We start from the raw sequence: 25,907 nt of genomic DNA on the forward strand, positions 1-25,907 counted from the left end.
AAAAGTTACTTGTATCACATTTTATCGTTTGGGGTGAGGGCCTCTGTCAACCGTTGCTCCAACTTTCTGCGCGTTTCCTGATCGAGCGCGCGTCGCTCGCCGTCGGCCAGGATAAACAAGTCCTCGACCCGCTCGCCGATGGTGGTAATGCGCGCGCCGTGCAGCGACAGCCCCAGGTCGGCGAACACTTCGCCCACCCGCGCCAGCAGGCCGGGCTGGTCAAGTGCGATCAGCTCCAGGTAGCTGCGGCGATCGGTGTGAGTCGGCAGGAAGGTGACCTCGGTCGGCACGCTGAAATGACGCAGCTTGGAAGAAGGCCGGCGCACGCGCGGCGGCTGGTACTCCCGCTGGGTGATGGCCTGCAGCAAGGCCTGGCGGATCGCCGTGTGGCGATCCTGTGCCAGCGGGCTGCCGTCCGGCTCCAGCACGATAAAGGTGTCCATCGCCATGCCGTCGCGGTTGGTGAAGATCTGCGCGTCGTGCACGCTCAGATTGCGGCGATCCATCTCGCCGGCGACGGCGGCGAACAGGTAGGGGCGATCCGGGCTCCAGATAAAGATCTCGGTGCCGCCGCGCGTCGCCTGGCGGCTGACCAGCACCAGCGGCTGGGTGGAGTCGTGGGCCAGCAGGTGACGGGCGTGCCAGGCCAGCTGGTTCGGCGAGTGGCGCAGGAAATAGTCGGCGCGGCAGCGGCTCCAGATGCGGTGCAGCGCCTCTTCGTCGATGTTGTCCATGCGCAGCAGCGCCAGCGCCTGCAGGCGGTGATGGCGCACGCGTTCGCGCAGATCCGGGCTGTTCTGCATGCCGCGGCGCAGCTGCTTCTCGGTGGCGAAGTACAGCTCGCGCAACAGGCTCTGTTTCCAGCTGTTCCACAGGGTTTCGTTGGTGGCGCAGATATCCGCCACCGTCAGGCACACCAGGTAACGCAGGCGGGTTTCGCTCTGCACTTCGCTGCTGAACTGCTGGATCACCGTCGGATCCTGGATATCGCGGCGCTGCGCGGTGACCGACATCAGCAGGTGCCAGCGCACCAGCCAGGCCACCAGTTGGGTTTCGCGCGAGTTCAGGCCGTGCAGTTCGGCGAACTCCACCACGTCTTCCGCGCCGAGGATCGAGTGATCGCCGCCGCGCCCTTTGGCGATATCGTGGAACAGCGCCGCTAACAGTAATAATTCCGGGTGCGGCAGGCGCGGGTACAGCTCCACGCACAGCGGATGGCGTGGCCGGGTTTGCGCATCGGCGAAGCTCTCCAGCTTTTGCAGCACGCGGATGGTGTGTTCATCGACGGTATAGGCGTGGAACAGGTCGAACTGCATCTGGCCGACGATCTTGCCCCACTGCGGCATATAGGCCCACAGCACGCTGTGACGGTGCATCGGCACCAGCGCGCGCGAGACCGCGCCGGGATGGCGCAGAATGGCCATAAACAGATCGCGCGCTTCCGGAATGGTGCACAGCGGCTGTTTCAGATGGCGGCGGGCGTGGCGCAGCTGGCGCACGGTGGTGGAATAAATGCCCTTGATCTCGCGGTTGCGCACCATCAGGTAGAACATGCGCATGATGGCCTGCGGCTCGCGGATAAACAGCGTCTCGTCGCGCAGATCGATCAGATCGCCGCGCAGCTGGAAATCGTCGTTCAGCGGGCGCGGCTTCTCGGTGGCGTCCAGCGCCAGGATGGCTTCGTCGAACAGCTGCAGCAGCATGTGGTTCAGCTCGCTGACGCGCCGCGTCATGCGGTAGAAGTCTTTCATCATGCGTTCGACCGGCTCGTTGCCTTCGCCTTCATAGCGCAGCAGCTGCGCCACGCTGAGCTGGCGATCGAACAGCAGGCGGTTGTCGTAACGCGGCAGCACCAGATGCAATGCGAAACGGATGCGCCACAGGAAGCTCTGGCACTCGTTCAGCTCGTTGCGCTCGGCCTGGGTGAGGAAACCGAAGCCGACCATTTCGTCCAGCGAGGTGGCGCCGAAGTGGCGCCGCGCCACCCACAGCAGGGTGTGGATGTCGCGCAGGCCGCCAGGGCTGCTTTTGATATCCGGCTCCAGGTTATAGCTGGTGCCGTGGTAGCGCTGGTGGCGCTCCTGCTGTTCGTTGACCTTGGCGTGGAAAAACTGCGGCGAGGGCCAGAAGCCGTCGCTGAAGATATGTTTTTGCATCTGCAGGAACAGCGCGACGTCGCCGCAGATCATGCGCGATTCGATCAGGTTGGTGGCCACGGTCAGATCCGCCAATCCCTCCAGCAGACATTCTTCCAGGGTGCGCACGCTGTGGCCCACTTCCAGCTTGAGATCCCACAGCAGGGTGATGAATTCGCCGACTCGCTGCGACTGTTGTTCCGTCAGCCGGCGCTGGCTGAGCACCAACACGTCGATGTCCGACAGCGGGTGCAACTCGCCGCGGCCGTAGCCGCCGACCGCCACCAGCGCAGTTTCCGGGATATCTTCGAAGCCGTAGAAGGTCCACAGCCGGCGCAGCAGGCGATCGATGAAGTCGCTGCGCGCCGCCACCAGGCTTTCGGCGCTGGCACCGGCGTCGAACGCTGCCGCCAGCCACAGCTGGAACTGCTCCAGCCGCTGTTTCAGCACCGGACAGGTGAGCTCGTCGTTGCCGTAGGTGCTGGGGGAGGCGGGCGGCATCGGCACGGCCGGGGCCGCTTGTTGAAGGAGATTGTCAGACATAGTGCGCAGCCCATAAAAAAGGCCGGCAAAAGCCGGCCTGGTGATATTCTGCACGCGGCGTTCGCCGCGGTGCTTACATCTCGTGCGTAATGATGTTGGGGATGGTGTCATCCTTGCGCAACGTCATTATCTCGCAGCCGTTATCAGTGACCACAATAGTATGCTCATACTGCGCCGACAAGCTGCGATCTTTGGTTTTTACCGTCCAGCCGTCTTTCATGGTGCGGATGCGGTAGTCACCGGCGTTGACCATCGGTTCGATGGTGAAGGCCATGCCCGCCTGCAGGACCACGCCGCCGTCATCGGCATCATAGTGCAGCACCTGCGGCTCTTCGTGGAACACTTCGCCGATGCCGTGGCCGCAGTACTCGCGCACCACGGAGAACTTCTCGGCCTCGACGAATTGCTGGATAGCCTTGCCCAGGGTGCGCAGGCGGATGCCCGGCTTGACCATCTTCAGCGCCAGATACAGGCTTTCCTGAGTGACGCGGCACAGGCGCTCGCCCAGAATGGTCGGTTTGCCGACGATGAACATCTTCGAGGTGTCGCCGTGGAAACCGTCTTTAATTACGGTCACGTCGATGTTGACGATGTCGCCGTCCTTCAGCGTTTTGTCATCGCTCGGGATGCCGTGGCACACCACTTCGTTCACCGAGATGCACACGGATTTCGGGAAGCCGTGGTAGCCGAGGCAGGCGGAAATGGCCTGCTGCTCGTTGGTGATGTACTCGTGACAGATACGGTCCAGTTCGCCGGTGGTCACGCCAGGTTTGACGTGCGGCTCGATGATTTCCAGCACTTCGGCGGCCAGGCGGCCGGCCACGCGCATTTTTTGGATGTCATCAGGTGTTTTAATTGAGATTGCCATGAAATTCGTCCGCAGGTGTCGTTATCGTCGACAATAAGAAGCAGTGACTTATGGTATCAGCCCGGCCGGAGGCTGCCAAATTTCATTTCCCGATGCCCGGCGTAAAGCAACAAAAGTTGGTGTCTGCAGCGGGTTTATGGTATAAAGCGCGCCGGCGATCCGCGACTTGGTTCTTGTGACCTGGCAGGAATTGGCCGAAAATACTTTAACTGCACTCATTTTGTGTAAATAACACACACGTATCGGCACATCCGCCGGGGTGCCCTGAGGTGACTTATCGCCGCCAGGGTCGGCGCTATGGGATACGTGGAGGCATAACCCCAATTAATCTATAGAGGTTTAATCATGGCAACTGTTTCCATGCGCGACATGCTCAAGGCTGGTGTTCACTTCGGTCACCAGACCCGTTACTGGAACCCGAAAATGAAGCCTTTCATCTTCGGCGCTCGTAACAAGGTTCACATCATCAACCTGGAGCAGACCGTACCAATGTTCAACGCCGCTCTGGCTGAACTGAGCAAGATCTCTTCCCGTAAAGGCAAGATCCTGTTCGTTGGTACCAAGCGCGCAGCAAGCGAAGCGGTAAAAGACGCTGCTAACAGCTGTGACCAGTTCTTCGTGAACCACCGCTGGTTGGGCGGCATGCTGACTAACTGGAAAACCGTTCGTCAGTCCATCAAGCGTTTGAAAGATCTGGAAATCCAGTCTCAAGACGGCACCCTGGACAAGCTGACCAAGAAAGAAGCGCTGATGCGCACTCGTGAACTGGCCAAGCTGGAAAACTCCCTGGGCGGTATCAAAGATATGGGCGGTCTGCCAGACGCACTGTTCGTTATCGATGCCGATCACGAGCACATCGCGATCAAAGAAGCCAACAACCTGGGTATCCCGGTATTCTCTATCGTTGATACCAACTCCAACCCAGACGGCGTTGACTTCATCATCCCTGGTAACGACGACGCAATCCGTGCAGTAAACCTGTACCTGACTGCCGTTGCTGCCGCTGTGCGTGAAGGTCGTTCTCAAGATCTGGCCGTTCAGGCGGAAGAAGGCTTCGTAGAAGCTGAATAATAAGGCAAGCTCGTCACTGAGCCCTTATTAACCAGGTATTGACATATGTTGGTTAGGGGGGCCTGTAAAGGCCCCCTTTGCTTATCTGAATGAGAACTGTCTCCACGCGAGATAACCGAGGAAAAATAAATGGCTGATATTACCGCTGCCCTGGTAAAAGAACTGCGCGAGCGTACCGGCGCTGGCATGATGGATTGCAAGAAGGCGCTGGTTGAATCCAACGGCGACATCGAACTGGCAATCGAAAACATGCGTAAGTCCGGTGCGATCAAAGCCGCTAAAAAAGCAGGCAACGTGGCTGCTGACGGCGTGATCAAAACCAAGATCGAAGGCAACTACGGCATCATTCTGGAAGTTAACTGCCAGACTGACTTCGTAGCAAAAGACGCCGGTTTCCAGGCGTTCGCCGACAAAGTGCTGGATGCCGCTATGGCCGGCAAAATCACTGACGTTGACATGCTGAAAGCACAGTTCGAAGAAGAGCGCGTAGCGCTGGTGGCAAAAATCGGCGAAAACATCAACATTCGTCGCGTTGCTTCCCTGGAAGGCGAAGTGCTGGGCAGCTACCTGCACGGCGCGCGTATCGGCGTACTGGTTGCGGCTAAAGGCGCTGACGAAGAGCTGGTTAAGCAAATCGCAATGCACATTGCGGCAAGCAAGCCAGAGTTCGTGAAGCCAGAAGACGTGTCTGCTGAAGTGGTAGAAAAAGAGTACCAGGTTCAGCTGGACATCGCCATGCAGTCCGGCAAGCCGAAAGAAATCGCAGAGAAAATGGTTGAAGGCCGCATGAAGAAATTCACCGGCGAAGTTTCTCTGACCGGTCAGCCTTTCGTTATGGATCCGAGCAAATCCGTTGCTCAGGTGCTGAAAGAGCACAACGCTGACGTGACCAACTTCATTCGCTTCGAAGTGGGCGAAGGCATCGAGAAAGTCGAAACCGACTTCGCTGCTGAAGTTGCCGCGATGAGCAAACAGTCTTAATGACTGTCGATGGAACCGCCGTCTGGCGGTTCCATACTATCCAGCCAGAATTACACCGGTGGCAGGCCCTGCAGCGTGATTCTCACCTCAGGCGCGTTTCATCGGCTGAAATCCCCAATACTAATACTGCTTCTTAGGACAGAACACCATGGCAACCAATGCAAAACCCGTATATCAGCGTATTCTGCTTAAACTGAGTGGCGAAGCCCTGCAAGGTGCAGAAGGTTTTGGTATCGACGCCAGCGTTTTGGATCGCATGGCTCAGGAAGTGAAAGAGCTGGTCGAACTGGGAATTCAGGTCGGTGTAGTTATTGGCGGCGGGAACCTGTTCCGCGGCGCGGGCCTGGCGCAAGCCGGCATGAACCGCGTAGTGGGCGACCACATGGGAATGCTGGCTACCGTGATGAACGGCCTGGCTATGCGTGATGCACTGCACCGTGCCTATGTGAACGCCCGCCTGATGTCGGCGATCCCGCTGAACGGCGTATGTGACAATTACAGCTGGGCAGAGGCTATCAGCCTGCTGCGCAACAACCGCGTGGTGATCTTCTCCGCCGGTACCGGCAACCCGTTCTTCACCACCGATTCCGCCGCTTGCCTGCGCGGTATCGAGATCGAAGCGGACGTGGTGCTGAAAGCCACCAAAGTGGATGGCGTATACTCCGCCGATCCGGTGAAAAACCCGGATGCGACGCTGTATGAACAATTAACCTATCAGGACGTGCTGGAGCGCGAGCTGAAAGTGATGGATCTGGCGGCGTTTACGCTGGCCCGCGATCACGGCTTGCCGATCCGCGTGTTCAACATGAACAAGCCTGGCGCGCTGCGCCGCGTGGTGATGGGTGAGAACGAAGGTACGCTGATCAGCAAATAAGGCTGTTCACACCCCTTTTTCGGTGCGCGTGACGCCAGGCGCCGCGCGCTCTCCGAGTACGATTACGGGCTATACTTGAGTATCGCCTGCCAAGTAACCAGCTTCCAAGGGTTTGCAACGTGACTAATGAAATCAGAAAAGATGCTGATTCACGCATGGAAAAAAGCGTAGAAGCATTCAAAAACCAAATCAGCAAGATCCGCACCGGCCGCGCTTCTCCAAGCATTCTGGACGGCATCATGGTGGAATACTACGGCGCCGCTACGCCGCTGCGCCAGCTGGCCAACGTGACCGTGGAAGACTCCCGCACGCTGAAAATCAACGTGTTCGACCGCAGCCTGAGCCAGGCCGTTGAGAAAGCGATCATGAGCTCCGATCTGGGCCTCAACCCGTCTTCCGCCGGCTCTGACATTCGCGTTCCGCTGCCTCCGCTGACCGAAGAACGTCGTAAGGATCTGATCAAGATCGTACGCGGCGAAGCCGAGCAGGGCCGCGTAGCGGTGCGTAACGTGCGTCGCGACGCTAACGACAAGGTCAAGGCGCTGCTGAAAGACAAAGAGATCAGCGAAGACGAAGAACGTCGTTCACAAGACGAGATTCAGAAAATGACCGACGCTTACATCAAGCTGGTCGATGCCGCGCTGGCAGAGAAAGAAAAAGAGCTGATGGATTTCTAATCAGCATCGCGCAGAAAAAAAGCGTCGCCTGGGCGGCGCTTTGTTTTTTGTGGCGCAGATCCCGTTTCATCGTACTGAAAGATCATGGACAAGCGGTGTCCAAGGTTCCACACTGGAGCACCTCCGATCTCATCAGACAGTTATTCAGAGTGAACTCATGAAGCAACTGACCATTCTTGGCTCGACCGGCTCGGTAGGGACCAGCACCCTGGCCGTGGTCAGGGCGAATCCCGACCGTTTTGCGATCAAAGCACTGGTGGCCGGCCGCAACGTCGCGGTCATGGCGCAGCAATGCATGGAATTCCGGCCCGCCTTCGCCGCGATGGCTGAGGAAAGCGCCGCTCGCGAGCTGCGCGCCATTCTGGTGGAAAACGGCGTCGCTACCGAGGTCTTGGCCGGGGAACAAGCGGCCTGCGAACTGGCGGCGTTGGATGACGTCGATCAAGTGACGGCGGCCATTGTCGGCGCCGCAGGGCTGCTGCCGACGCTGGCGGCGATCCGCGCAGGCAAGCAGGTGTTGCTGGCCAACAAGGAGTCGCTGGTCACCTGCGGCCGTCTGTTTATGGACGCAGTGCGGCAAAGCCAGGCGCAGCTGCTGCCGCTCGACAGCGAACACAACGCGATTTTTCAGAGTTTGCCTGAGAGCATTCAGCGTCAGTTGGGATACTCTTCCCTGGACAGTCATGGCGTTTCGCGCATCGTGCTTACCGGCTCAGGCGGCCCGTTCCGCACCACGCCGCTGGAGCAGTTCGCCGCGATGACCCCGGATCAAGCCTGTGCCCACCCGAACTGGTCGATGGGCCGCAAGATCTCGGTGGACTCCGCCACCATGATGAACAAAGGTCTGGAATACATTGAGGCCCGCTGGCTGTTTAACGCCTCGGCCGAGCAAATGGAAGTGATCCTGCACCCGCAGTCGGTGATTCACTCGATGGTGCGCTATGCCGACGGCAGCGTGCTGGCGCAGCTGGGTACGCCGGATATGCGCACGCCGATCGCCCATGCGATGGCGTATCCGCAGCGCGTAAACTCCGGCGTGGAAGCGCTGGACTTCTGCCGCATCGGTTCGCTGACCTTCGCCGAACCGGAGCGCGAGCGCTATCCTTGCCTGTATTTGGCGATCGAAGCGTTCGACGCCGGCCAGGCGGCGACCACCGCACTGAACGCGGCGAATGAAATCGCCGTGGCGGCATTTTTGCAGCAGCAGATTCGCTTTACCGACATTGCCGCGGTCAACCGGCAGGTCGTCGAGCGCCTCGCGCTGCAGGAACCGACGTGCATCGAAGCGGTCTTAGACATTGACCGCCAGGCGCGCGCCGCCGCCGAGGAGCGCGTTCGCGCGTTGCGCGGTTGAGCACGGCGATTATCCGATTTTGCTCGTAATTCGCGTATGCCGCAGCGGGGCCGTTTGTTCATGCTCCGCTGAGGTGGTATAGTCTGCGCCACCTGTCAGCGGTTATACCGTTGAATTATGGCCCGATTGGCGCCCTGTGCGTCAATGGCGACCCGGCTGCGCCGGGCATCGCGAGGGCAGGCTGAAAGCCGTGTCGGGCACACGGCTTTTTTTGCGCGTAAGGGCCTGATGTTCCGGAAAGGCAGTTATATTTCTATTGAGGAAATAAGTACGAGTTATGTCGTCCGCAAACCAACAAGAGGCTAATCCATCTTCCCCGGGGCCGCGCCATGTCGCCATCATCATGGACGGTAACGGACGCTGGGCCAAACGTCAGGGCAAGTTACGTGTCTTCGGTCATAAAGCAGGGGTGAAATCGGTTCGCCGCGCGGTCAGTTTTGCCGCCAGCCACCATTTAGATGCGCTCACGCTTTATGCCTTCAGCAGCGAAAACTGGAACCGTCCGGTGCAGGAAGTCTCCGCCCTGATGGAGCTTTTTGTCCGTGCTCTGGATAGTGAAGTAAAAAGCCTGCATAAACATAACGTCAGGTTGCGGGTGATCGGCGATATCAGCCGGTTCAGCTCGCGTTTGCAGGAGCGGATCCGCCGCTCTGAAGCGCTGACGGAAAATAACGATGGCCTGACGCTCAATATCGCTGCCAACTACGGCGGCCGTTGGGATATCATTCAGGGAGTAAGGGAGCTGGCCGAACGGGTACGGGTGGGAGAGTTGCACCCGGATCAGATCAGCGAGGAATTATTGAGCGAGCGGGTTTGCATGAGCGACCTGGCGCCGGTGGATCTGGTTATCCGCACCGGTGGCGAGCATCGCATCAGTAACTTCCTGCTGTGGCAAATCGCCTATGCTGAACTTTACTTTACGGATGTGCTCTGGCCTGATTTCGATGAACTTGTCTTTGAAGGTGCGCTGAATGCATTTGCACAACGTGAGCGCCGCTTCGGGGGAACAACACCTATCGGCGCCGATGCGTCCTAGGGAGAACTTTTGCTGAAGTATCGCCTCATAACTGCTCTGATTTTAATCCCGATCGTTATCGCGGCGCTGTTCCTGTTGCCGCCGCTGGCCTTTGCTCTGGTAACGCTCGTCGTGTGCATGTTAGCAGCCTGGGAGTGGGGCCAACTGGCCGGTTTTACCTCCCGTTCGCAGCGCATCTGGCTGGCGATACTGTGCGGTTTTCTGCTGGCGCTGATGATGCTCAGCGTTCCCGCGTACCATCAATCCGTGCCGCAGGTGAGCGGCTCGCTGTGGCTGTCGCTGGTCTGGTGGCTGGCGGCGCTGCTGCTGGTGCTGTTCTACCCCGGCTCGGCCGCCATCTGGCGCAACTCGCGCCCGCTGCGCCTGCTGTTCGGCCTGCTGACCATCGTGCCGTTCTTCTGGGGCATGCTGGCGCTGCGCCAGTACGGCTACGAGCAAAACCCGTTTACCGGCGCCTGGTGGCTGCTGTACGTGATGCTGCTGGTGTGGGGCGCGGATTCCGGCGCCTACATGTTCGGCAAGCTGTTCGGCAAGCATAAGCTGGCGCCGAAGGTCTCGCCGGGCAAAACCTGGGAAGGGCTGATCGGCGGGTTGTTGACGTCGGCGGTAATCTCCTGGCTGTTCGGCCGCTATGCGCCACTGAACGTGGTGCCGACCACCCTGTTGGCCTGTTCGGTGCTCGCCGCGCTGGCTTCGGTGCTGGGCGATTTGACCGAAAGCATGTTCAAACGCGAAGCGGGCATCAAGGACAGCGGTCATTTGATCCCCGGTCATGGCGGCATACTGGATCGTATCGACAGCCTGACCGCGGCGGTGCCGGTGTTTGCCTGCCTGATGCTGTTGGTGTTTTAATCCGTCGATGACGGAAAGTGAGGGATGATGGTCAGCGTGCTTTGGAACCTGGTGGCGTTTCTGATTGCGCTCGGTATCTTGATAACCGTGCACGAGTTCGGACACTTTTGGGTTGCCCGCCGTTGTGGCGTGCGCGTTGAACGTTTCTCCATCGGCTTCGGTCGCGCGCTGTGGCGCCGCACCGATCGCCAGGGCACCGAGTACGTCATTGCCTTGATTCCGCTCGGCGGCTACGTGAAGATGCTGGACGAGCGCGTGGAGTCGGTGGCGCCGGAAATGCGCCATCAGGCCTTCAACAACAAAACCGTCTGGCAGCGCGCGGCCATCATCAGCGCCGGCCCCATCGCCAACTTCCTGTTTGCTATCCTTGCCTACTGGCTGGTGTTCATCATCGGCGTGCCGAGTTTCCGCCCGGTGATCGGCGAAATCGCGCCGCAATCCATCGCCGCCAAGGCCGAAATTTCGTCTGGCATGGAACTAAAGTCGGTTGACGGCATCGAAACGCCTGATTGGGAGTCAGTTCGTCTGGCGCTGGTGGCGAAGATTGGCGATGCACAAACCGAAGTCGGCGTTGCGCCATTCGGCTCTTCGCAGGTAGTGACCAAAACCCTGGATTTGCGCCAGTGGAACTTTGAGCCGGACAAGCAGGATCCCGTTGTCGCGCTGGGCATTATGCCGCGCGGCCCGCAGATTGAATCCGTGTTGGCGGAAGTGCAGCCTGACTCGGCGGCGCAAAAGGCGGGTTTACAAGCGGGGGACAGGATCGTTAAAGTCGATGGTCAGCCGTTGGGTCGTTGGCAGACGCTGGTGAAGCGTATCCACGATGGCCCGGGGCAACCGCTGGCTTTGGAGATTGAAAGAAACGGCGCCCCCTTGTCTTTGACGCTGATACCGGATACAAAGCCGGTGGGAAAAGACAAATCGGTGGGTTTTGCAGGCATCATTCCAAAGGTGCTGCCGCTGCCGGACGAGTATAAGACGATTCGCCAGTATGGACCGTTCCCGGCGCTGTATCAGGCCGGCGACAAGACCTGGCAGCTGATGCGGCTGACGGTTAACATGCTGGGCAAATTAATAACCGGTGATGTAAAGCTGAACAACCTGAGTGGCCCGATCTCGATTGCACAGGGAGCAGGGGCGTCAGCCGGAGTCGGGTTCGTGTATTATCTGATGTTCCTGGCGTTGATTAGCGTCAACCTGGGGATCATCAACCTGTTCCCATTACCGGTGTTAGATGGTGGGCATCTCCTCTTCCTGGCGATAGAAAAGCTGAAGGGTGGGCCGGTTTCCGAGCGAGTACAGGACTACAGCTACCGCATAGGTTCGATCGTGCTGGTGTTGTTGATGGGTCTTGCACTTTTCAATGATTTTTCCCGCCTCTAGGGGCGGGGATAGGTTAGGAAGAACGCATAACAACGATGGCGATGAAAAAGTTGCTCATAGCGTCGCTGCTGTTTGGCAGCGCCACCGTATACGGTGCAGACGGGTTCGTAGTGAAAGATATTCATTTCGAAGGCCTGCAGCGAGTCGCCGTCGGTGCGGCGTTACTCAACATGCCGGTTCGCGTCGGCGATACCGTCACTGACGATGACATCAGTAATACCATCCGAGCCTTGTTTGCCACCGGCAACTTCGAGGACGTGCGCGTACTGCGCGATGGTAATACGTTGATCGTGCAGGTGAAGGAACGTCCTACCATCGCCAGCATCACTTTCTCCGGCAACAAGTCGGTGAAGGATGACATGCTTAAGCAGAACCTGGAAGCCTCCGGCGTCCGGGTGGGCGAGGCGCTCGACCGCACCACGATCTCCAGCATTGAAAAAGGGCTGGAAGACTTCTACTACAGCGTCGGTAAATACAGCGCCTCGGTGAAAGCCGTGGTTACGCCGCTGCCGCGCAACCGTGTCGACCTGAAGCTGGTGTTCACGGAAGGGGTCTCCGCCAAGATTCAACAAATCAACATCGTCGGCAACCATGCCTTCACCAACGACGAACTGATCTCGCGCTTCCAGCTGCGTGATGAGGTGCCGTGGTGGAACCTGGTCGGCGATCGCAAATACCAGAAGCAAAAACTGGCGGGCGATCTCGAAACCCTGCGCAGCTTCTATCTGGATCGCGGCTATGCCCGCTTCAACATCGATTCTACCCAGGTGAGCCTGACGCCGGATAAAAAAGGCATCTACATCACCATCAACATCACCGAAGGCGATCAATACAAGCTTTCCGATGTTGTCGTGAACGGCAACCTGGCCGGCCACTCGGCGGAAGTTGCTCAGATCACCAAGATCGAACCGGGCGAGTTGTATAACGGCAGCAAGGTGACCAAAATGGAAGACAACATCAAAACGATGTTGGGCCGTTATGGTTACGCCTACCCGCGCGTCGGCACTCAGCCGGAGATCAACGACGCGGATAAAACCGTCAAGCTGCACGTCAACGTCGACGCGGGCAACCGCTTCTACGTGCGTCGCATCAAGTTCGAAGGCAACGACACCAGCAAGGATTCCGTACTGCGTCGCGAAATGCGCCAGATGGAAGGCGCCTGGCTGGGTAACGAGCAGGTCGAGCAGGGCAAAGAACGCTTGAACCGCTTGGGCTACTTCGAAACGGTTGACGTGGAAACCCAGCGCGTGCCGGGCACCGCCGATCAGGTCGATGTAACCTACAAGGTGAAAGAGCGCAACACCGGTACCTTTAACTTCGGCGTCGGTTACGGCACCGAGAGCGGCGTCAGCTTCCAGGCCGGCGTGCAGCAGGACAACTGGTTGGGTACCGGCTACTCGGTCGGCATCAGCGGCACCAAAAACGACTACCAAACCTATACCGAATTCTCGGTCACTAACCCGTACTTCACCGTTGACGGTGTGAGCCTGGGCGGCCGCGTGTTCTACAACGACTTTAAAGCGGATAACGCGGATCTGTCGGACTACACCAACAAGAGTTACGGTGTCGACGGCACGCTGGGCTTCCCGATCAACGAAAACAACTCGTTGCGTACCGGTCTGGGCTACGTCCACAACGGCCTGTCGAACATGCAGCCGCAGATCGCCATGTGGCGTTATCTCGACTCGATGGGCGTGGATGCGAACAAGACTGACCGCGCCAGCTACTCGACGGACGACTTTACCCTGAACCTGGGCTGGACCTACAACAACCTGGACCGCGGCTACTTCCCGACGTCGGGTAACCGCACCACGTTGAACGGCAAGGTCACCATTCCGGGCTCGGACAACGAATACTACAAGGTAACGCTGGACAGCGTTCAGTACGTGCCGATCAACGACGATCGCACCTGGGTGCTGTTGGGCCGTGGCCGTCTGGGTTACGCGGATGGGCTGGGCGGCAAGGAAATGCCGTTCTATGAGAACTTCTATGCCGGTGGTTCAAGCACCGTGCGTGGCTTCCAGTCGAACACCATCGGTCCGAAGGCGGTGTATTACAACTCCAACTCGTACCAGTGCCAGTTCAACGCCGGCAGCACCACCACGCGTCAGAGCATCTGTAGCTCGGATGACGCGGTGGGCGGTAACGCCATGGCGGTGGCCAGCCTGGAGCTGATCACCCCGACGCCGTTCATCAGCGAGAAATACGCCAACTCCGTGCGGACGTCGCTGTTCATCGATGCCGGTACCGTGTGGGATACCAAGTGGAAGAATACCGACGAAACGCTGATGTACGGCGTGCCTGACTACAGTAAAGCGGGCAATATTCGTTCTTCCGCCGGTATCGCGCTGCAGTGGATGTCGCCGCTGGGGCCGTTGGTGTTCTCTTACGCCAATCCGATCAAGAAATACGAAGGCGACAAGTCCGAACAGTTCCAGTTTAACATCGGTAAGACCTGGTAACGGGTCTCGCCTCTGGGCATAACAGTTATTAAGAATCGCAATGGCCAGGCGCCCGCCGGCAGAGGGAGATGATTCTCATTGTTTGGTGGGATAAGTCTGGCAAATTGTGTACTTCAGTGTCATATGACACAAATGGGTGATGGTAAGGAGTTTATAGTGAAAAAGTGGTTGTGTGCCGCAGGCCTCGGTTTAGCAATGGCTGCTTCAGCTGGCGTTCAGGCAGCAGATAAGATCGCTGTCGTTAACGTCTCCAGCATTTTCCAACAGCTGCCGGCCCGCGAAGCGGTCGCTAAACAGCTGGAAAACGAGTTTAAAGGCCGTGCAAGCGAACTCCAGAACATGGAACGTAGCCTGCAGACCAAAATGCAACGTCTGCAGCGTGACGGCGCTACCATGAAAGCCAGCGACCGCAGCAAGTTGGAAAAAGACGTGATGGCACAGCGCGAGCAGTTCTCTCAGAAAGCGCAGGCTTTCGAGCAGGACAACCGTCGTCGCCAGATGGAAGAGCGTAACAAGATCCTGAGCCGTATCCAGGACGCTGTGAAATCTGTTGCCAGCAAAGGCGGTTATGACGTGGTGATCGACGCCAACGCCGTTGCCTATGCAGACTCTTCCAAAGATATCACTGCTGACGTGCTGAAACAGGTTAAATAACACATGCTTTCAATTCGACTGGCTGATTTAGCGCAGCAGTTGGATGCACAATTGCACGGTGATGGCGATCTCGTCATCACCGGCATTGCTTCTATGCATTCGGCACAGCCTGGCCAAATCACGTTTTTGTCAAACAGCCGCTATCAAGAGCAGCTGTCTTCCTGCCAGGCAAGCGCCGTGGTGCTTACCGAAGCGGATTTACCACACTGCCGTACTGCGGCGCTGGTGGTTAAGAACCCTTACCTGACCTACGCGCGCATGGCGCAGCTGATGGACACCACGCCGGCACCGGCGCAGGATATCGCGCCAAGCGCGGTGATCTCGCCTGAGGCGCAGCTGGGGCACAACGTCGCCATTGGGGCGAACGCGGTGATCGAGTCGGGTGCGGTGCTGGGCGATAACGTGGTTATCGGCCCGGGCTGCTTCATTGGCAAACACGCACGCATCGGCGCGGGAACGCGTCTGTGGGCGAACGTCACGATTTATCATGCGGTTGAAATCGGCCAGCGCTGCCTCATCCAGTCCGGCACCGTGATCGGCGCGGACGGTTTCGGCTATGCGAACGAGCGCGGCGAGTGGATCAAAATCCCTCAGTTGGGCACGGTGATTATCGGCGATCGCGTCGAAATCGGCGCTTGCACCACCATTGACCGCGGCGCTTTGGATAACACCCAAATCGGGAATGGTGTTATCATCGACAACCAATGCCAGATTGCACATAACGTCGTGATTGGCGACAATACCGCCGTCGCCGGCGGCGTGATCATGGCCGGCAGCCTGAAAATCGGCCGCCACTGCCAGATCGGCGGTGCCAGCGTGATCAACGGTCACATGGAGATTGCCGACAAGGTTGTTGTTACCGGAATGGGAATGGTTATGCGACCAATCACCGAACCTGGGGTATACTCTTCGGGCATTCCGTTGCAGCCTAACAAGGTTTGGCGTAAAACCGCTGCGTTGGTGATGAATATCGATGAGATCAGCAAGCGCTTGAAAGCTGTCGAACGTAAAGTCGGAAAAGACTAATCATTGCCGCCCGCCCTGGCGGGGACAAAACGAAACGCGTTGGTCGTGAGACCAAAAGCGCAAAGAGATGTTAATTTGCGGCCTGCATGATGATCTCCTTTTGGGGTCAGCGCAGGCCGTGTTGTTGATGCCATCAGTTTTTAGAGACAGGAAGAGTATTTTGACTACTGACACTCATACTCTGGATATTGCAGAAATTTTGGATCTGCTTCCTCACCGTTACCCGTTCTTGCTGGTCGACCGCGTCCTCGAGTTTGAAGAGCACAAATATCTGCGTGCGGTGAAGAACGTATCGGTGAACGAACCGTTTTTCCAGGGCCACTTCCCTGGCAAACCGATTTTCCCAGGCGTATTGATCCTGGAAGCCATGGCGCAGGCCACCGGTATCCTGGCGTTTAAAAGCGTCGGCAAACTGGAGCCGGGCGAGCTGTATTACTTCGCCGGTATCGACGAAGCACGCTTCAAGCGTCCTGTGGTGCCAGGGGATCAGATGGTCATGGAAGTCACCTTCGAGAAAACTCGCCGCGGCCTGACTCGCTTCAAAGGCGTGGCGACCGTTGACGGTAAAATTGTCTGCGAAGCAACCATGATGTGTGCCCGCAGCCGGGAGGCTTAATCCGTGATTGACCAAACCGCCTTTATCCATCCTAGCGCGATAGTCGAAGAAGGCGCCGTGATCGGCGCCAACGTGCATATCGGCCCTTTCTGCTACGTCGGCTCCCAGGTGGAAATCGGCGCCGGCACGGTGCTGAAATCCCACGTGGTGGTGAACGGCATTACCAAGATCGGCTGCGATAACCAGATTTATCAGTTCGCCTCTATCGGTGAAGTGAACCAGGATCTGAAATACGCGGGCGAACCGACGCGCGTTGAAGTGGGCGATCGCAACCGTATCCGCGAGAGCGTCACCATTCACCGCGGCACCGCGCAGGGCACCGGCCTGACCAAAGTGGGCAACGATAACCTGCTGATGGTCAACGTGCACGTTGCCCACGACTGCGTGGTCGGCAATTCTTGCGTGTTGGCCAACAATGCCACGCTGGCGGGGCATGTGGAAATCGACGATCACGCCATCATTGGCGGCATGACGGCGATCCACCAGTTCTGCATTATCGGTGCGCATGTGATGGTAGGCGGTTGTTCCGGCGTCGCTCAGGACGTGCCTCCTTTCGTCATCGCTCAGGGTAACCACGCGACGCCGTTCGGCGTCAACGCGGTCGGCCTGAAGCGTCGCGGTTTCGAAAAGGATGAAATGCAGGCGATCCGCAACGCCTACAAGATCCTGTATCGCAGCGAGAAAACGCTGGATGAAGCGAAAGCGGAAATCGAAGCCCTGGCTAAAGAGCAACCGGTGGTGCAGCTGTACCTCGATTTCTTCACCCGTTCCACCCGCGGCATCATTCGCTGAGTTATGTCGAATCGTCCATTGACTATCGGATTGGTCGCCGGAGAAACCTCCGGTGACATTCTCGGCGCCGGTTTGATCCGCGCGCTCAAGGCGCAGATCCCCGACGCGCGTTTCGTTGGCGTCGCCGGCCCGCTGATGCAGGCCGAAGGCTGCGAAGCCTGGTACGAAATGGAAGAGCTGGCGGTCATGGGCGTGGTGGAAGTGCTCGAGCGTTTGCCACGCCTGTTGAAGATCCGCAAGGATCTCACCCGCCGCTTCGGCGAGCTGCGGCCGGACGTGTTTGTCGGCATTGACGCGCCGGACTTCAACATCACGCTGGAAGGCCGCCTCAAGCAGCGCGGCATCCGCACCATTCACTACGTCAGCCCTTCCGTGTGGGCCTGGCGGCAAAAGCGCGTTTTCAAAATTGGCAAAGCCACCGATCTGGTGCTGGCCTTTCTCCCTTTCGAAAAAGCGTTTTACGATCGCTTCAACGTGCCTTGCCGGTTTATCGGCCATACCATGGCAGATGCCATGCCGTTACAGCCCGATCGGCTGGCGGCGCGCGCTCAGCTTGGCATCGATCCGCAGGCGCGCTGTCTGGCCTTGTTGCCGGGCAGCCGCGGCGCCGAAGTCGAGATGCTTAGCGCCGACTTCCTCAAAACAGCGCAGCTGCTGCGCACGCGTTATCCCGAGCTTGAAGTGGTGGTGCCGCTGGTTAACGCCAAACGGCGCGAGCAGTTTGAGCGCATCAAGGCGGAAGTGGCGCCGGACCTGACCGTACACCTGCTGAACGGCCAGGGGCGCGAGGCGATGATTGCCAGCGACGCGGCGCTGCTGGCGTCCGGCACGGCGGCGCTGGAGTGCATGCTGGCCAAGTGCCCGATGGTGGTGGGCTATCGCATGAAGCCGTTCACTTTCTGGCTGGCGCAGAAGCTGGTGAAAACGCCTTACGTTTCGCTGCCGAATCTGCTGGCGGGGCGCGAGATCGTCACCGAGCTGCTGCAGCATGACTGCGTGCCGGACAAACTGGCTGCCGCCGTGATGCCGCTGCTTGAAGAGAGCCCGCAAACTGAAGCGCTGAAACAGACTTTCCTTACTTTGCACCAAAGCATCCGTTGCGGTGCGGACGAACAGGCCGCTCAGGCTGTGTTGGAGCTGGCGAAAGCATGATTGAACCCTTTATCTATCCCGCTGCCACGCTGATTGCCGGTGTGGACGAAGTGGGCCGCGGCCCGTTGGTTGGCGCGGTGGTTACCGCCGCCGTGATCCTCGATCCGGCGCAGCCGATCGTCGGGCTGGCGGACTCCAAGAAACTCAGTGAAAAACGCCGCCTGGCGTTGTATGACGAAATCGTCGCCAAGGCGCTCTCCTGGAGCCTGGGGCGCGCCGAGCCGGCGGAAATCGACCAGCTGAACATTTTGCACGCCACCATGCTGGCGATGCAGCGCGCGGTGGCCGGGTTGCATATCGCGCCGGACATGGTTTTAATCGACGGTAACCGTTGCCCGAAGCTGCCGATGCGTTCGCAGGCGGTGGTGAAGGGCGACAGCCGCGTGGCGGAGATCAGCGCGGCCTCCATTCTGGCAAAGGTCACGCGCGATCGTGAAATGGCCGAGCTGGACAGCGAGTTCCCGGACTACGGTTTCGCGCAGCATAAAGGCTACCCGACGGCCCTCCACCTGGAGCGGCTGGCCGCGCTGGGCGCCACCGAGCACCACCGCCGCAGCTTCGCGCCGGTGAAAAGGGCACTGGCGCTGTAGTCTGCGGGCCTGGTTGACCAGGCTCGACGATAGCATTAACCCGGGCTCAGCCTGCTGAGCCCCTTCAATCAGGTATCTGGAGATGGCCGAACCTCGTTTTATTCACCTGCGCGTCCACAGTGACTACTCCATGATTGATGGATTGGCCAAGACGGCACCGCTGGTGAAAAGAGCCGCCGCGTTAGCCATGCCTGCTCTGGCAATCACCGATTTCACCAACCTGTGCGGGCTGGTGAAGTTCTACGGCAGCGCGCACGGCGCCGGGATCAAACCGATCATCGGCGCGGATTTTCATGTGCAAAGCGAAGAGCTGGGCGACGAGCTGGCTCAGCTGACGGTGCTGGCCAGCAACAACGAAGGCTACCAGAACCTGACGCTGCTGATTTCCCGCGCCTATCAGCGTGGCTACGGGGCCGCCGGCCCGACCATCGATCGCGACTGGCTGATTGAACATCGTGAAGGGCTGATTCTGCTCTCCGGCGCGCGTCAGGGCGACGTCGGCAAGTTTCTGCTGCGCGGCAACCAGGCGCAGGTGGATCAGTGCCTGGACTTCTACCAGCAGCACTTCCCGGACTGTTACTACCTGGAACTGATCCGCACCGGCCGCCCGGACGAAGAGAACTACCTGCATGCGGCGGTGGCGCTGGCCACCGAACGCGGTTTGCCGGTGGTGGCCACCAACGACGTACGCTTCCTGGTGGAAGACGACTTCGACGCCCATGAGATTCGCGTCGCCATCCACGACGGCTTTACGCTGGACGATCCCAAGCGGCCGCGCAACTACAGCCCGCAGCAATACATGCGCAGCGAAGACGAGATGTGCGAGCTGTTCGCCGACATCCCCGAAGCGCTGCTGAACAGCGTCGAGATCGCCAAGCGCTGCAACGTCACCATTCGCCTCGGCGAATACTTCCTGCCGCAGTTCCCGACCGGCGACATGAGCACCGAGGACTTCCTGGTACTCAAATCGAAAGAGGGGCTGGAAGAGCGTCTCGAGTTCCTGTTCCCCGATCCTGAAGTGCGCGCGCAGCGCCGCCCGGAATACGACGAGCGTCTGGACGTCGAGCTGAAGGTGATCAACCAGATGGGGTTCCCCGGCTACTTCCTGATCGTGATGGAGTTTATCCAGTGGTCGAAGGACAACAACGTGCCGGTGGGCCCGGGGCGCGGCTCCGGTGCCGGTTCGCTGGTGGCCTATGCGTTGAAAATCACCGACCTCGATCCGTTGGAATTCGACCTGCTGTTCGAACGCTTCCTGAACCCGGAACGTGTCTCGATGCCCGACTTCGACGTCGACTTCTGCATGGAGAAGCGCGACCAGGTAATTGAGCACGTGGCGGAGATGTACGGCCGCGAAGCGGTATCGCAGATCATCACCTTCGGTACCATGGCGGCGAAAGCGGTTATCCGCGACGTGGGCCGCGTGCTGGGGCATCCGTACGGCTTCGTTGATCGCATCTCCAAGCTGGTGCCGCCGGATCCGGGCATGACGCTGGAAAAAGCCTTCGCCGCCGAACCGCAGCTGCCGGAAATTTACGAGGCCGACGAAGAGGTCAAGGCGCTGATCGACATGGCGCGCAAGCTGGAAGGGGTGACGCGTAACGCCGGTAAACACGCCGGGGGCGTGGTGATCGCGCCGACCAAAATCACCGACTTCGCGCCGCTGTACTGCGACGCCGAAGGGCACCATCCGGTGACCCAGTTCGACAAGAACGATGTGGAATACGCCGGGCTGGTGAAGTTCGACTTCCTCGGTCTGCGTACCCTGACCATCATCGACTGGGCGCTGGAGATGATCAACGCCCGGCGCGCCAAGACCGGGCTGGAACCGATCGACATCGCCGCCATTCCGCTCGACGACAAGAAAAGCTTCGACATGCTGCAGCGCTCGGAAACCACGGCGGTGTTCCAGCTTGAATCGCGCGGCATGAAAGATCTGATCAAACGTCTAAAGCCCGACTGCTTCGAAGACATGATCGCACTGGTGGCGCTGTTCCGCCCGGGGCCGCTGCAGTCGGGCATGGTGGATAACTTCATCGACCGCAAGCACGGCCGCGAAGAGATCTCCTACCCGGATATCCAGTGGCAGCACGAGTCGCTCAAGCCGGTGCTGGAACCGACCTACGGCATCATCCTGTATCAGGAACAGGTGATGCAGATTGCCCAGGTGTTGGCCGGCTATACCCTGGGCGGCGCGGACATGCTGCGCCGTGCGATGGGTAAAAAGAACCCGGTCGAAATGGCCAAGCAGCGCGGCGGCTTTGAAGACGGCGCGAAATCACGCGGCATCGACGGCGAACTGTCGGTGAAAATCTTCGACCTGGTAGAGAAGTTCGCCGGTTACGGCTTCAACAAATCGCACTCCGCCGCCTATGCGCTGGTGTCGTATCAGACGCTGTGGCTGAAGGCGCACTATCCGGCCGAGTTTATGGCGGCGGTGATGACCGCCGATATGGACAACACCGACAAAGTGGTGGGGCTGGTGGACGAATGCTGGCGCATGGGGCTGAAGATCCTGCCGCCGGACATCAACAGTGGCCTGTATCACTTCCACGTCAACGACGACGGCGAGATCGTTTACGGCATCGGCGCCATCAAAGGCGTGGGGGAAGGGCCGATCGAGGCCATCATCGAGGCGCGCAACAGCGGCGAACAGGGTTACTTCAAAGACCTGTTCGATCTCTGTGCGCGCTCCGACATCAAGAAACTGAACCGCCGCATTCTGGAAAAGCTGATCATGTCTGGCGCGTTCGATCGCCTCGGGCCGCACCGCGCCGCGCTGATGAATTCGCTCGGCGACGCGTTGAAAGCGGCGGATCAGCATGCGAAAGCCGAAGCTATCGGCCAGGTAGATATGTTCGGCGTGCTGGCGGAGGCGCCGGAGCAGGTGGAGCAGTCCTACGCCAATATCGCCCCCTGGCCGGAGCAGGTGGTGCTGGACGGTGAACGGGAGACGCTGGGGCTGTACCTGACCGGCCACCCGATCACCCAGTACCTGAAGGAGATCGAACGTTACGCCGGTGGCCAGCGTTTGAAAGACATGCACCCGACGGATCGGGGCAAAATGACCACCGCCGTCGGGCTGGTGGTCGCCGCGCGGGTGATGGTGACCAAGCGCGGCAACCGCATCGGTATCTGTACATTGGATGACCGTTCGGGCCGCCTGGAAGTGATGTTATTCACCGAAGCGTTAGAAAAATACCAGCATTTGTTGGAAAAAGACCGTATCCTTATCGCCAGTGGACAGGTCAGCTTTGATGACTTTAGCGGCGGGCTTAAAATGATGGCCCGCGAGGTAATGGACATCAGTGAAGCCCGGGAAAAATACGCTCGCGGGCTTGCTATCTCGCTGACTGACAGGCAAATTGATGACCAGCTTTTGAACCGTCTCCGTCAGTCGTTGGAACCCCATCGATCGGGGACGATTCCAGTGCATCTCTACTATCAACGGGAAGATGCACGAGCCAAGCTGCGTTTTGGCGCAACCTGGCGCGTGACGCCCACCGACCGCTTGTTGATCGACTTGCGGACGTTGGTAGGCAATGAGCAGGTGGACTTGGAATTTGACTAAAATAGGAATGCTATGAGTCTGAATTTTCTTGATTTTGAACAGCCGATTGCAGAGCTGGAAGCGAAAATTGACTCGCTGACTGCAGTCAGCCGTCAAGACGAAAAATTAGATATTAATCTGGACGAAGAGGTTCAGCGCCTGCGTGAAAAGAGCGTTGAGCTGACGCGCAAGATTTTTGCCGATCTTGGGGCTTGGCAGATTGCCCAATTGGCACGCCACCCGCGCCGTCCTTATACCCTGGATTATATCAAACACATCTTTACCGACTTCGAAGAGTTGGCGGGCGATCGCGCTTACGCCGACGACAAAGCGATCGTCGGCGGTATTGCGCGCCTGGATGGCCGCCCGGTGATGATCATCGGGCACCAGAAAGGCCGTGAAACCAAAGAGAAGATCCGCCGCAACTTCGGCATGCCGGCGCCGGAAGGCTACCGCAAAGCACTGCGCCTGATGGAAATGGCCGCCCGCTTCAAGATGCCGCTCATCACCTTTATCGATACCCCGGGCGCTTATCCGGGCGTGGGCGCGGAAGAGCGCGGCCAGTCCGAAGCCATCGCGCGCAACCTGCGTGAGATGTCGCGTCTGAATATCCCGGTCATCTGCACCGTCATCGGCGAAGGCGGCTCCGGCGGCGCGCTGGCGATCGGCGTGGGCGATAAGGTGAACATGCTGCAGTACAGCACCTACTCGGTGATTTCGCCGGAAGGCTGTGCTTCCATCCTGTGGAAGAGCGCCGACAAGGCGCCGCTGGCTGCAGAAGCGATGGGCATCACCGCGCCGCGCCTGAAAGAGCTGAAGCTGATCGACTCGGTGATCCCGGAGCCGCTGGGTTCCGCGCACCGCGACGTGCCGGCGATGGCCGCCGCGCTGAAAGCGCAGCTGCTGGCCGATCTGAAAGATTTGGACGGTCTGAACGACGAAGAGTTGCTCAACCGCCGCTATCAGCGTCTGATGAACTACGGCTACTGCTGAGTTCTGTTCTTAGCTGCAAGAAACCGCCTTCGGGCGGTTTTTTTTTGGCTACACACCGCCGGATTTTCGTGGTGTTATAGAGACTTGGCCGTTAACTGACAGGAGCTGCCGATGAATATCATCGCCATCATGGGCCCGACGGGCGTCTACTACAAAGATGAGCCGATCCGCGAGCTCCACGCGGCGCTGGCCGCCATGGGATTCCAGCTGGTGTACCCCAAAAACAGCGGCGACCTGCTGAAGCTGATTGAAGCCAACGCCCGCATCTGCGGGGTGATCTTCGACTGGGACGACTACAGCCTGGAGCTGTGCAGCGAGATCAACGAGCTGAACGAATACCTGCCGCTGTATGCCTTTATCAATACCCACTCTACCTTCGACGTCAGCCTGCATGAAATGCGCATGGTGCTCTATTTCTTCGAGTATGGCCTGAATGCGGCGGACGATATCGCGCAGCGCATCCAGCAGTACACCGCGGAATACATCGACACCATTACGCCGCCGCTCACCAAGGCGTTATTCAACTATGTGCGCGAAGGGAAGTACACCTTCTGCACGCCGGGCCACATGGCCGGCACCGCGTTTCAAAAAAGCCCGGTGGGCTGCCTGTTCTACGATTTCTTCGGCGCCAATACCTTGAAGGCCGACATCTCGATTTCGGTTACCGAGCTTGGTTCGCTGCTGGATCACACCGGGCCGCACCTGGAGGCCGAAGAGTATATCGCGCGCACCTTCAACGCCGAGCAGAGCTATCTGGTCACCAACGGCACCTCCACCGCCAACAAGATCGTCGGCATGTATTCGGCGCCGGCCGGCAGCACGGTGCTGATCGACCGCAACTGCCACAAATCGCTGTGTCACCTGCTGATGATGAGCGATATCGTGCCGATCTATCTGCGCCCGCTGCGCAACGCCTACGGCATCCTCGGCGGCATTCCGCAGCGCGAGTTTACCCGCGAAAGCATCGCCGCCCGGGTGCAGGAGACCCCGAACGCCACCTGGCCGGTGCATGCGGTGATCACCAATTCCACCTATGACGGCCTGCTGTACAACACCGACTACATCAAGCAGACGCTGGAGGTGCCGTCGATCCACTTCGACTCCGCCTGGGTGCCTTACACCAACTTCCATCCGATTTACGACGGCAAAAGCGGCATGAGCGGCGAGCGGGTGCCCGGTAAGGTGATTTACGAAACCCAATCGACGCACAAGCTACTGGCGGCCTTCTCGCAGGCTTCGATGATTCATATCAAGGGCGATTACGACGAGAGCACCTTCAACGAAGCCTACATGATGCACACCACCACTTCGCCGCACTACGGCATCGTGGCGTCGATGGAAACCGCCGCCGCCATGCTGCGCGGCAATCCGGGGCGCCGCTTGATCAACCGCTCGGTGGAGCGTGCGCTGCATTTTCGCCGTGAAGTGCAGCGGCTGCGCGAGGAGAGCGACAGTTGGTTCTTCGACATTTGGCAGCCGGAAGAGATCGATGAGGCGCAATGCTGGCCATTGGATCCGGACGACAACTGGCACGGTTTCGGCCAGACCGATCGCGATCACATGTACCTCGATCCGATCAAGGTGACGATCCTGACGCCGGGCATGAACGAGCTGGGCGCGCTGGAGGAGGAGGGGATCCCGGCAGCGCTGGTGGCGAAATACCTCGACGAGCGCGGCATCGTGGTGGAGAAGACCGGGCCGTACAACCTGCTGTTCCTGTTCAGTATCGGCATCGATAAAACCAAGGCGATGAGCCTGCTGCGCGGCCTGACCGACTTCAAGCGCGCCTACGATCTCAACCTGCGGGTGAAGAACATGCTGCCGGATCTGTACGCCGAGGATCCGGATTTCTATCGCAACATGCGCATTCAGGATCTGGCCGCCGGCATTCATCGCCTGATCTGCCAACACGATCTGCCGCGCCTGATGCAGCGGGCGTTCGACGTGCTGCCGGAAATGAAGCTGACACCGCACCAGATGTTCCAGGAGCAGGTGCGCGGCAACGTGGAAACCTGCGAGCTGGATCAGCTGGTGGGCAAGGTGGCGGCCAATATGATCCTGCCGTATCCGCCGGGCGTGCCGCTGGTGATGCCGGGGGAAATGATCACCGAAGAGAGCCGGGCGGTGCTCGATTTCCTGCTGATGCTGTGCTCGATCGGCGAACGTTACCCCGGTTTTGAAACCGACATCCACGGCGCCAAACTGACGGAGGACGGACGCTATCTGGTCAAGGTGTTGAAAGCCCCGCTGCCGTAATGCATTACACGCCCGGCAGTTTGGAAAGATATGCCGGGCGTT

20 protein-coding genes are annotated in these 25,907 nt (G+C 59.1%); 18 read left to right on the top strand and 2 right to left on the bottom strand.

Annotation, left to right across the window (positions count from 1 at the left end; translation table 11 throughout):
- Positions 1–14 precede the first annotated feature (14 nt).
- Both glnD and map read right to left on the bottom strand, forming a co-directional pair.
- A complete protein-coding gene (gene glnD, locus ACUXAC_RS21450; RefSeq protein ID WP_187322712.1) occupies positions 15–2,678 on the bottom strand; it encodes a bifunctional uridylyltransferase/uridylyl-removing protein GlnD in 2,664 nt (887 codons plus the stop codon).
- 73 nt (positions 2,679–2,751) lie between these two features.
- Entirely contained in the window at positions 2,752–3,546 is a 795-nt protein-coding gene (gene map / locus ACUXAC_RS21455; protein ID WP_004931936.1) for a type I methionyl aminopeptidase, read from the bottom strand.
- A 345-nt stretch (positions 3,547–3,891) separates the two neighbouring features.
- Between map and rpsB the strand changes: the two genes are divergently transcribed.
- The 18 genes from rpsB (at position 3,892) to ACUXAC_RS21545 (ending at position 25,865) form a co-directional block, all read left to right on the top strand.
- On the top strand, positions 3,892–4,617 hold the full coding sequence (gene rpsB / locus ACUXAC_RS21460; RefSeq protein WP_016929891.1) for a 30S ribosomal protein S2: 726 nt from the start codon (positions 3,892–3,894) through the stop codon (positions 4,615–4,617).
- 129 nt (positions 4,618–4,746) lie between these two features.
- Complete coding sequence (gene tsf / locus ACUXAC_RS21465; RefSeq protein ID WP_387445215.1) at positions 4,747–5,598, top strand: translation elongation factor Ts; 852 nt, start codon at positions 4,747–4,749, stop codon at positions 5,596–5,598.
- Positions 5,599–5,746: 148 nt separating this feature from the next.
- Positions 5,747–6,472, top strand: coding sequence for a UMP kinase (pyrH, locus tag ACUXAC_RS21470; protein ID WP_004931940.1), 726 nt, complete (start codon positions 5,747–5,749; stop codon positions 6,470–6,472).
- Positions 6,473–6,591: 119 nt separating this feature from the next.
- Positions 6,592–7,149, top strand: coding sequence for a ribosome recycling factor (gene frr, locus ACUXAC_RS21475; protein ID WP_004931943.1), 558 nt, complete (start codon positions 6,592–6,594; stop codon positions 7,147–7,149).
- Between the two features lie 157 nt (positions 7,150–7,306).
- Positions 7,307–8,503 (top strand): 1-deoxy-D-xylulose-5-phosphate reductoisomerase, encoded by a 1,197-nt coding sequence (gene ispC / locus ACUXAC_RS21480; RefSeq protein WP_387445213.1) that lies wholly within the window; start codon positions 7,307–7,309, stop codon positions 8,501–8,503.
- A gap of 277 nt (positions 8,504–8,780) precedes the next feature.
- Complete coding sequence (gene ispU, locus ACUXAC_RS21485; protein WP_049198255.1) at positions 8,781–9,539, top strand: (2E,6E)-farnesyl-diphosphate-specific ditrans,polycis-undecaprenyl-diphosphate synthase; 759 nt, start codon at positions 8,781–8,783, stop codon at positions 9,537–9,539.
- A gap of 9 nt (positions 9,540–9,548) precedes the next feature.
- Entirely contained in the window at positions 9,549–10,391 is an 843-nt protein-coding gene (gene cdsA, locus ACUXAC_RS21490) for a phosphatidate cytidylyltransferase (protein WP_047729987.1), read from the top strand.
- A 27-nt stretch (positions 10,392–10,418) separates the two neighbouring features.
- A complete protein-coding gene (rseP, locus tag ACUXAC_RS21495; RefSeq protein ID WP_070913929.1) occupies positions 10,419–11,774 on the top strand; it encodes a sigma E protease regulator RseP in 1,356 nt (451 codons plus the stop codon).
- A 35-nt stretch (positions 11,775–11,809) separates the two neighbouring features.
- Positions 11,810–14,236, top strand: coding sequence for an outer membrane protein assembly factor BamA (gene bamA, locus ACUXAC_RS21500; protein WP_060441357.1), 2,427 nt, complete (start codon positions 11,810–11,812; stop codon positions 14,234–14,236).
- A gap of 156 nt (positions 14,237–14,392) precedes the next feature.
- On the top strand, positions 14,393–14,890 hold the full coding sequence (gene skp, locus ACUXAC_RS21505; protein ID WP_004931958.1) for a molecular chaperone Skp: 498 nt from the start codon (positions 14,393–14,395) through the stop codon (positions 14,888–14,890).
- 3 nt (positions 14,891–14,893) lie between these two features.
- Positions 14,894–15,916 (top strand): UDP-3-O-(3-hydroxymyristoyl)glucosamine N-acyltransferase, encoded by a 1,023-nt coding sequence (gene lpxD / locus ACUXAC_RS21510; RefSeq protein WP_454266871.1) that lies wholly within the window; start codon positions 14,894–14,896, stop codon positions 15,914–15,916.
- Between the two features lie 160 nt (positions 15,917–16,076).
- The gene (fabZ, locus tag ACUXAC_RS21515; RefSeq protein WP_004931962.1) at positions 16,077–16,532 is read left to right on the top strand and encodes a 3-hydroxyacyl-ACP dehydratase FabZ; all 456 of its coding nucleotides are present in this window, start codon (positions 16,077–16,079) and stop codon (positions 16,530–16,532) included.
- 3 nt (positions 16,533–16,535) lie between these two features.
- On the top strand, positions 16,536–17,324 hold the full coding sequence (gene lpxA / locus ACUXAC_RS21520) for an acyl-ACP--UDP-N-acetylglucosamine O-acyltransferase (protein WP_454266872.1): 789 nt from the start codon (positions 16,536–16,538) through the stop codon (positions 17,322–17,324).
- Between the two features lie 3 nt (positions 17,325–17,327).
- Complete coding sequence (gene lpxB / locus ACUXAC_RS21525) at positions 17,328–18,476, top strand: lipid-A-disaccharide synthase (RefSeq protein WP_033635734.1); 1,149 nt, start codon at positions 17,328–17,330, stop codon at positions 18,474–18,476.
- The gene (gene rnhB, locus ACUXAC_RS21530) at positions 18,473–19,066 is read left to right on the top strand and encodes a ribonuclease HII (RefSeq protein WP_033654126.1); all 594 of its coding nucleotides are present in this window, start codon (positions 18,473–18,475) and stop codon (positions 19,064–19,066) included. Before lpxB ends, rnhB begins: the two co-directional genes overlap by 4 nt.
- A gap of 82 nt (positions 19,067–19,148) precedes the next feature.
- The gene (gene dnaE, locus ACUXAC_RS21535; RefSeq protein ID WP_019455764.1) at positions 19,149–22,637 is read left to right on the top strand and encodes a DNA polymerase III subunit alpha; all 3,489 of its coding nucleotides are present in this window, start codon (positions 19,149–19,151) and stop codon (positions 22,635–22,637) included.
- Positions 22,638–22,649: 12 nt separating this feature from the next.
- Complete coding sequence (gene accA / locus ACUXAC_RS21540; protein ID WP_019455765.1) at positions 22,650–23,609, top strand: acetyl-CoA carboxylase carboxyl transferase subunit alpha; 960 nt, start codon at positions 22,650–22,652, stop codon at positions 23,607–23,609.
- 111 nt (positions 23,610–23,720) lie between these two features.
- A complete protein-coding gene (locus ACUXAC_RS21545; protein WP_100396808.1) occupies positions 23,721–25,865 on the top strand; it encodes a lysine decarboxylase LdcC in 2,145 nt (714 codons plus the stop codon).
- The last annotated feature ends 42 nt before the right edge of the window (positions 25,866–25,907 follow it).

It is taken from the genome of Serratia sp. 121840015-1 (assembly GCF_053627655.1).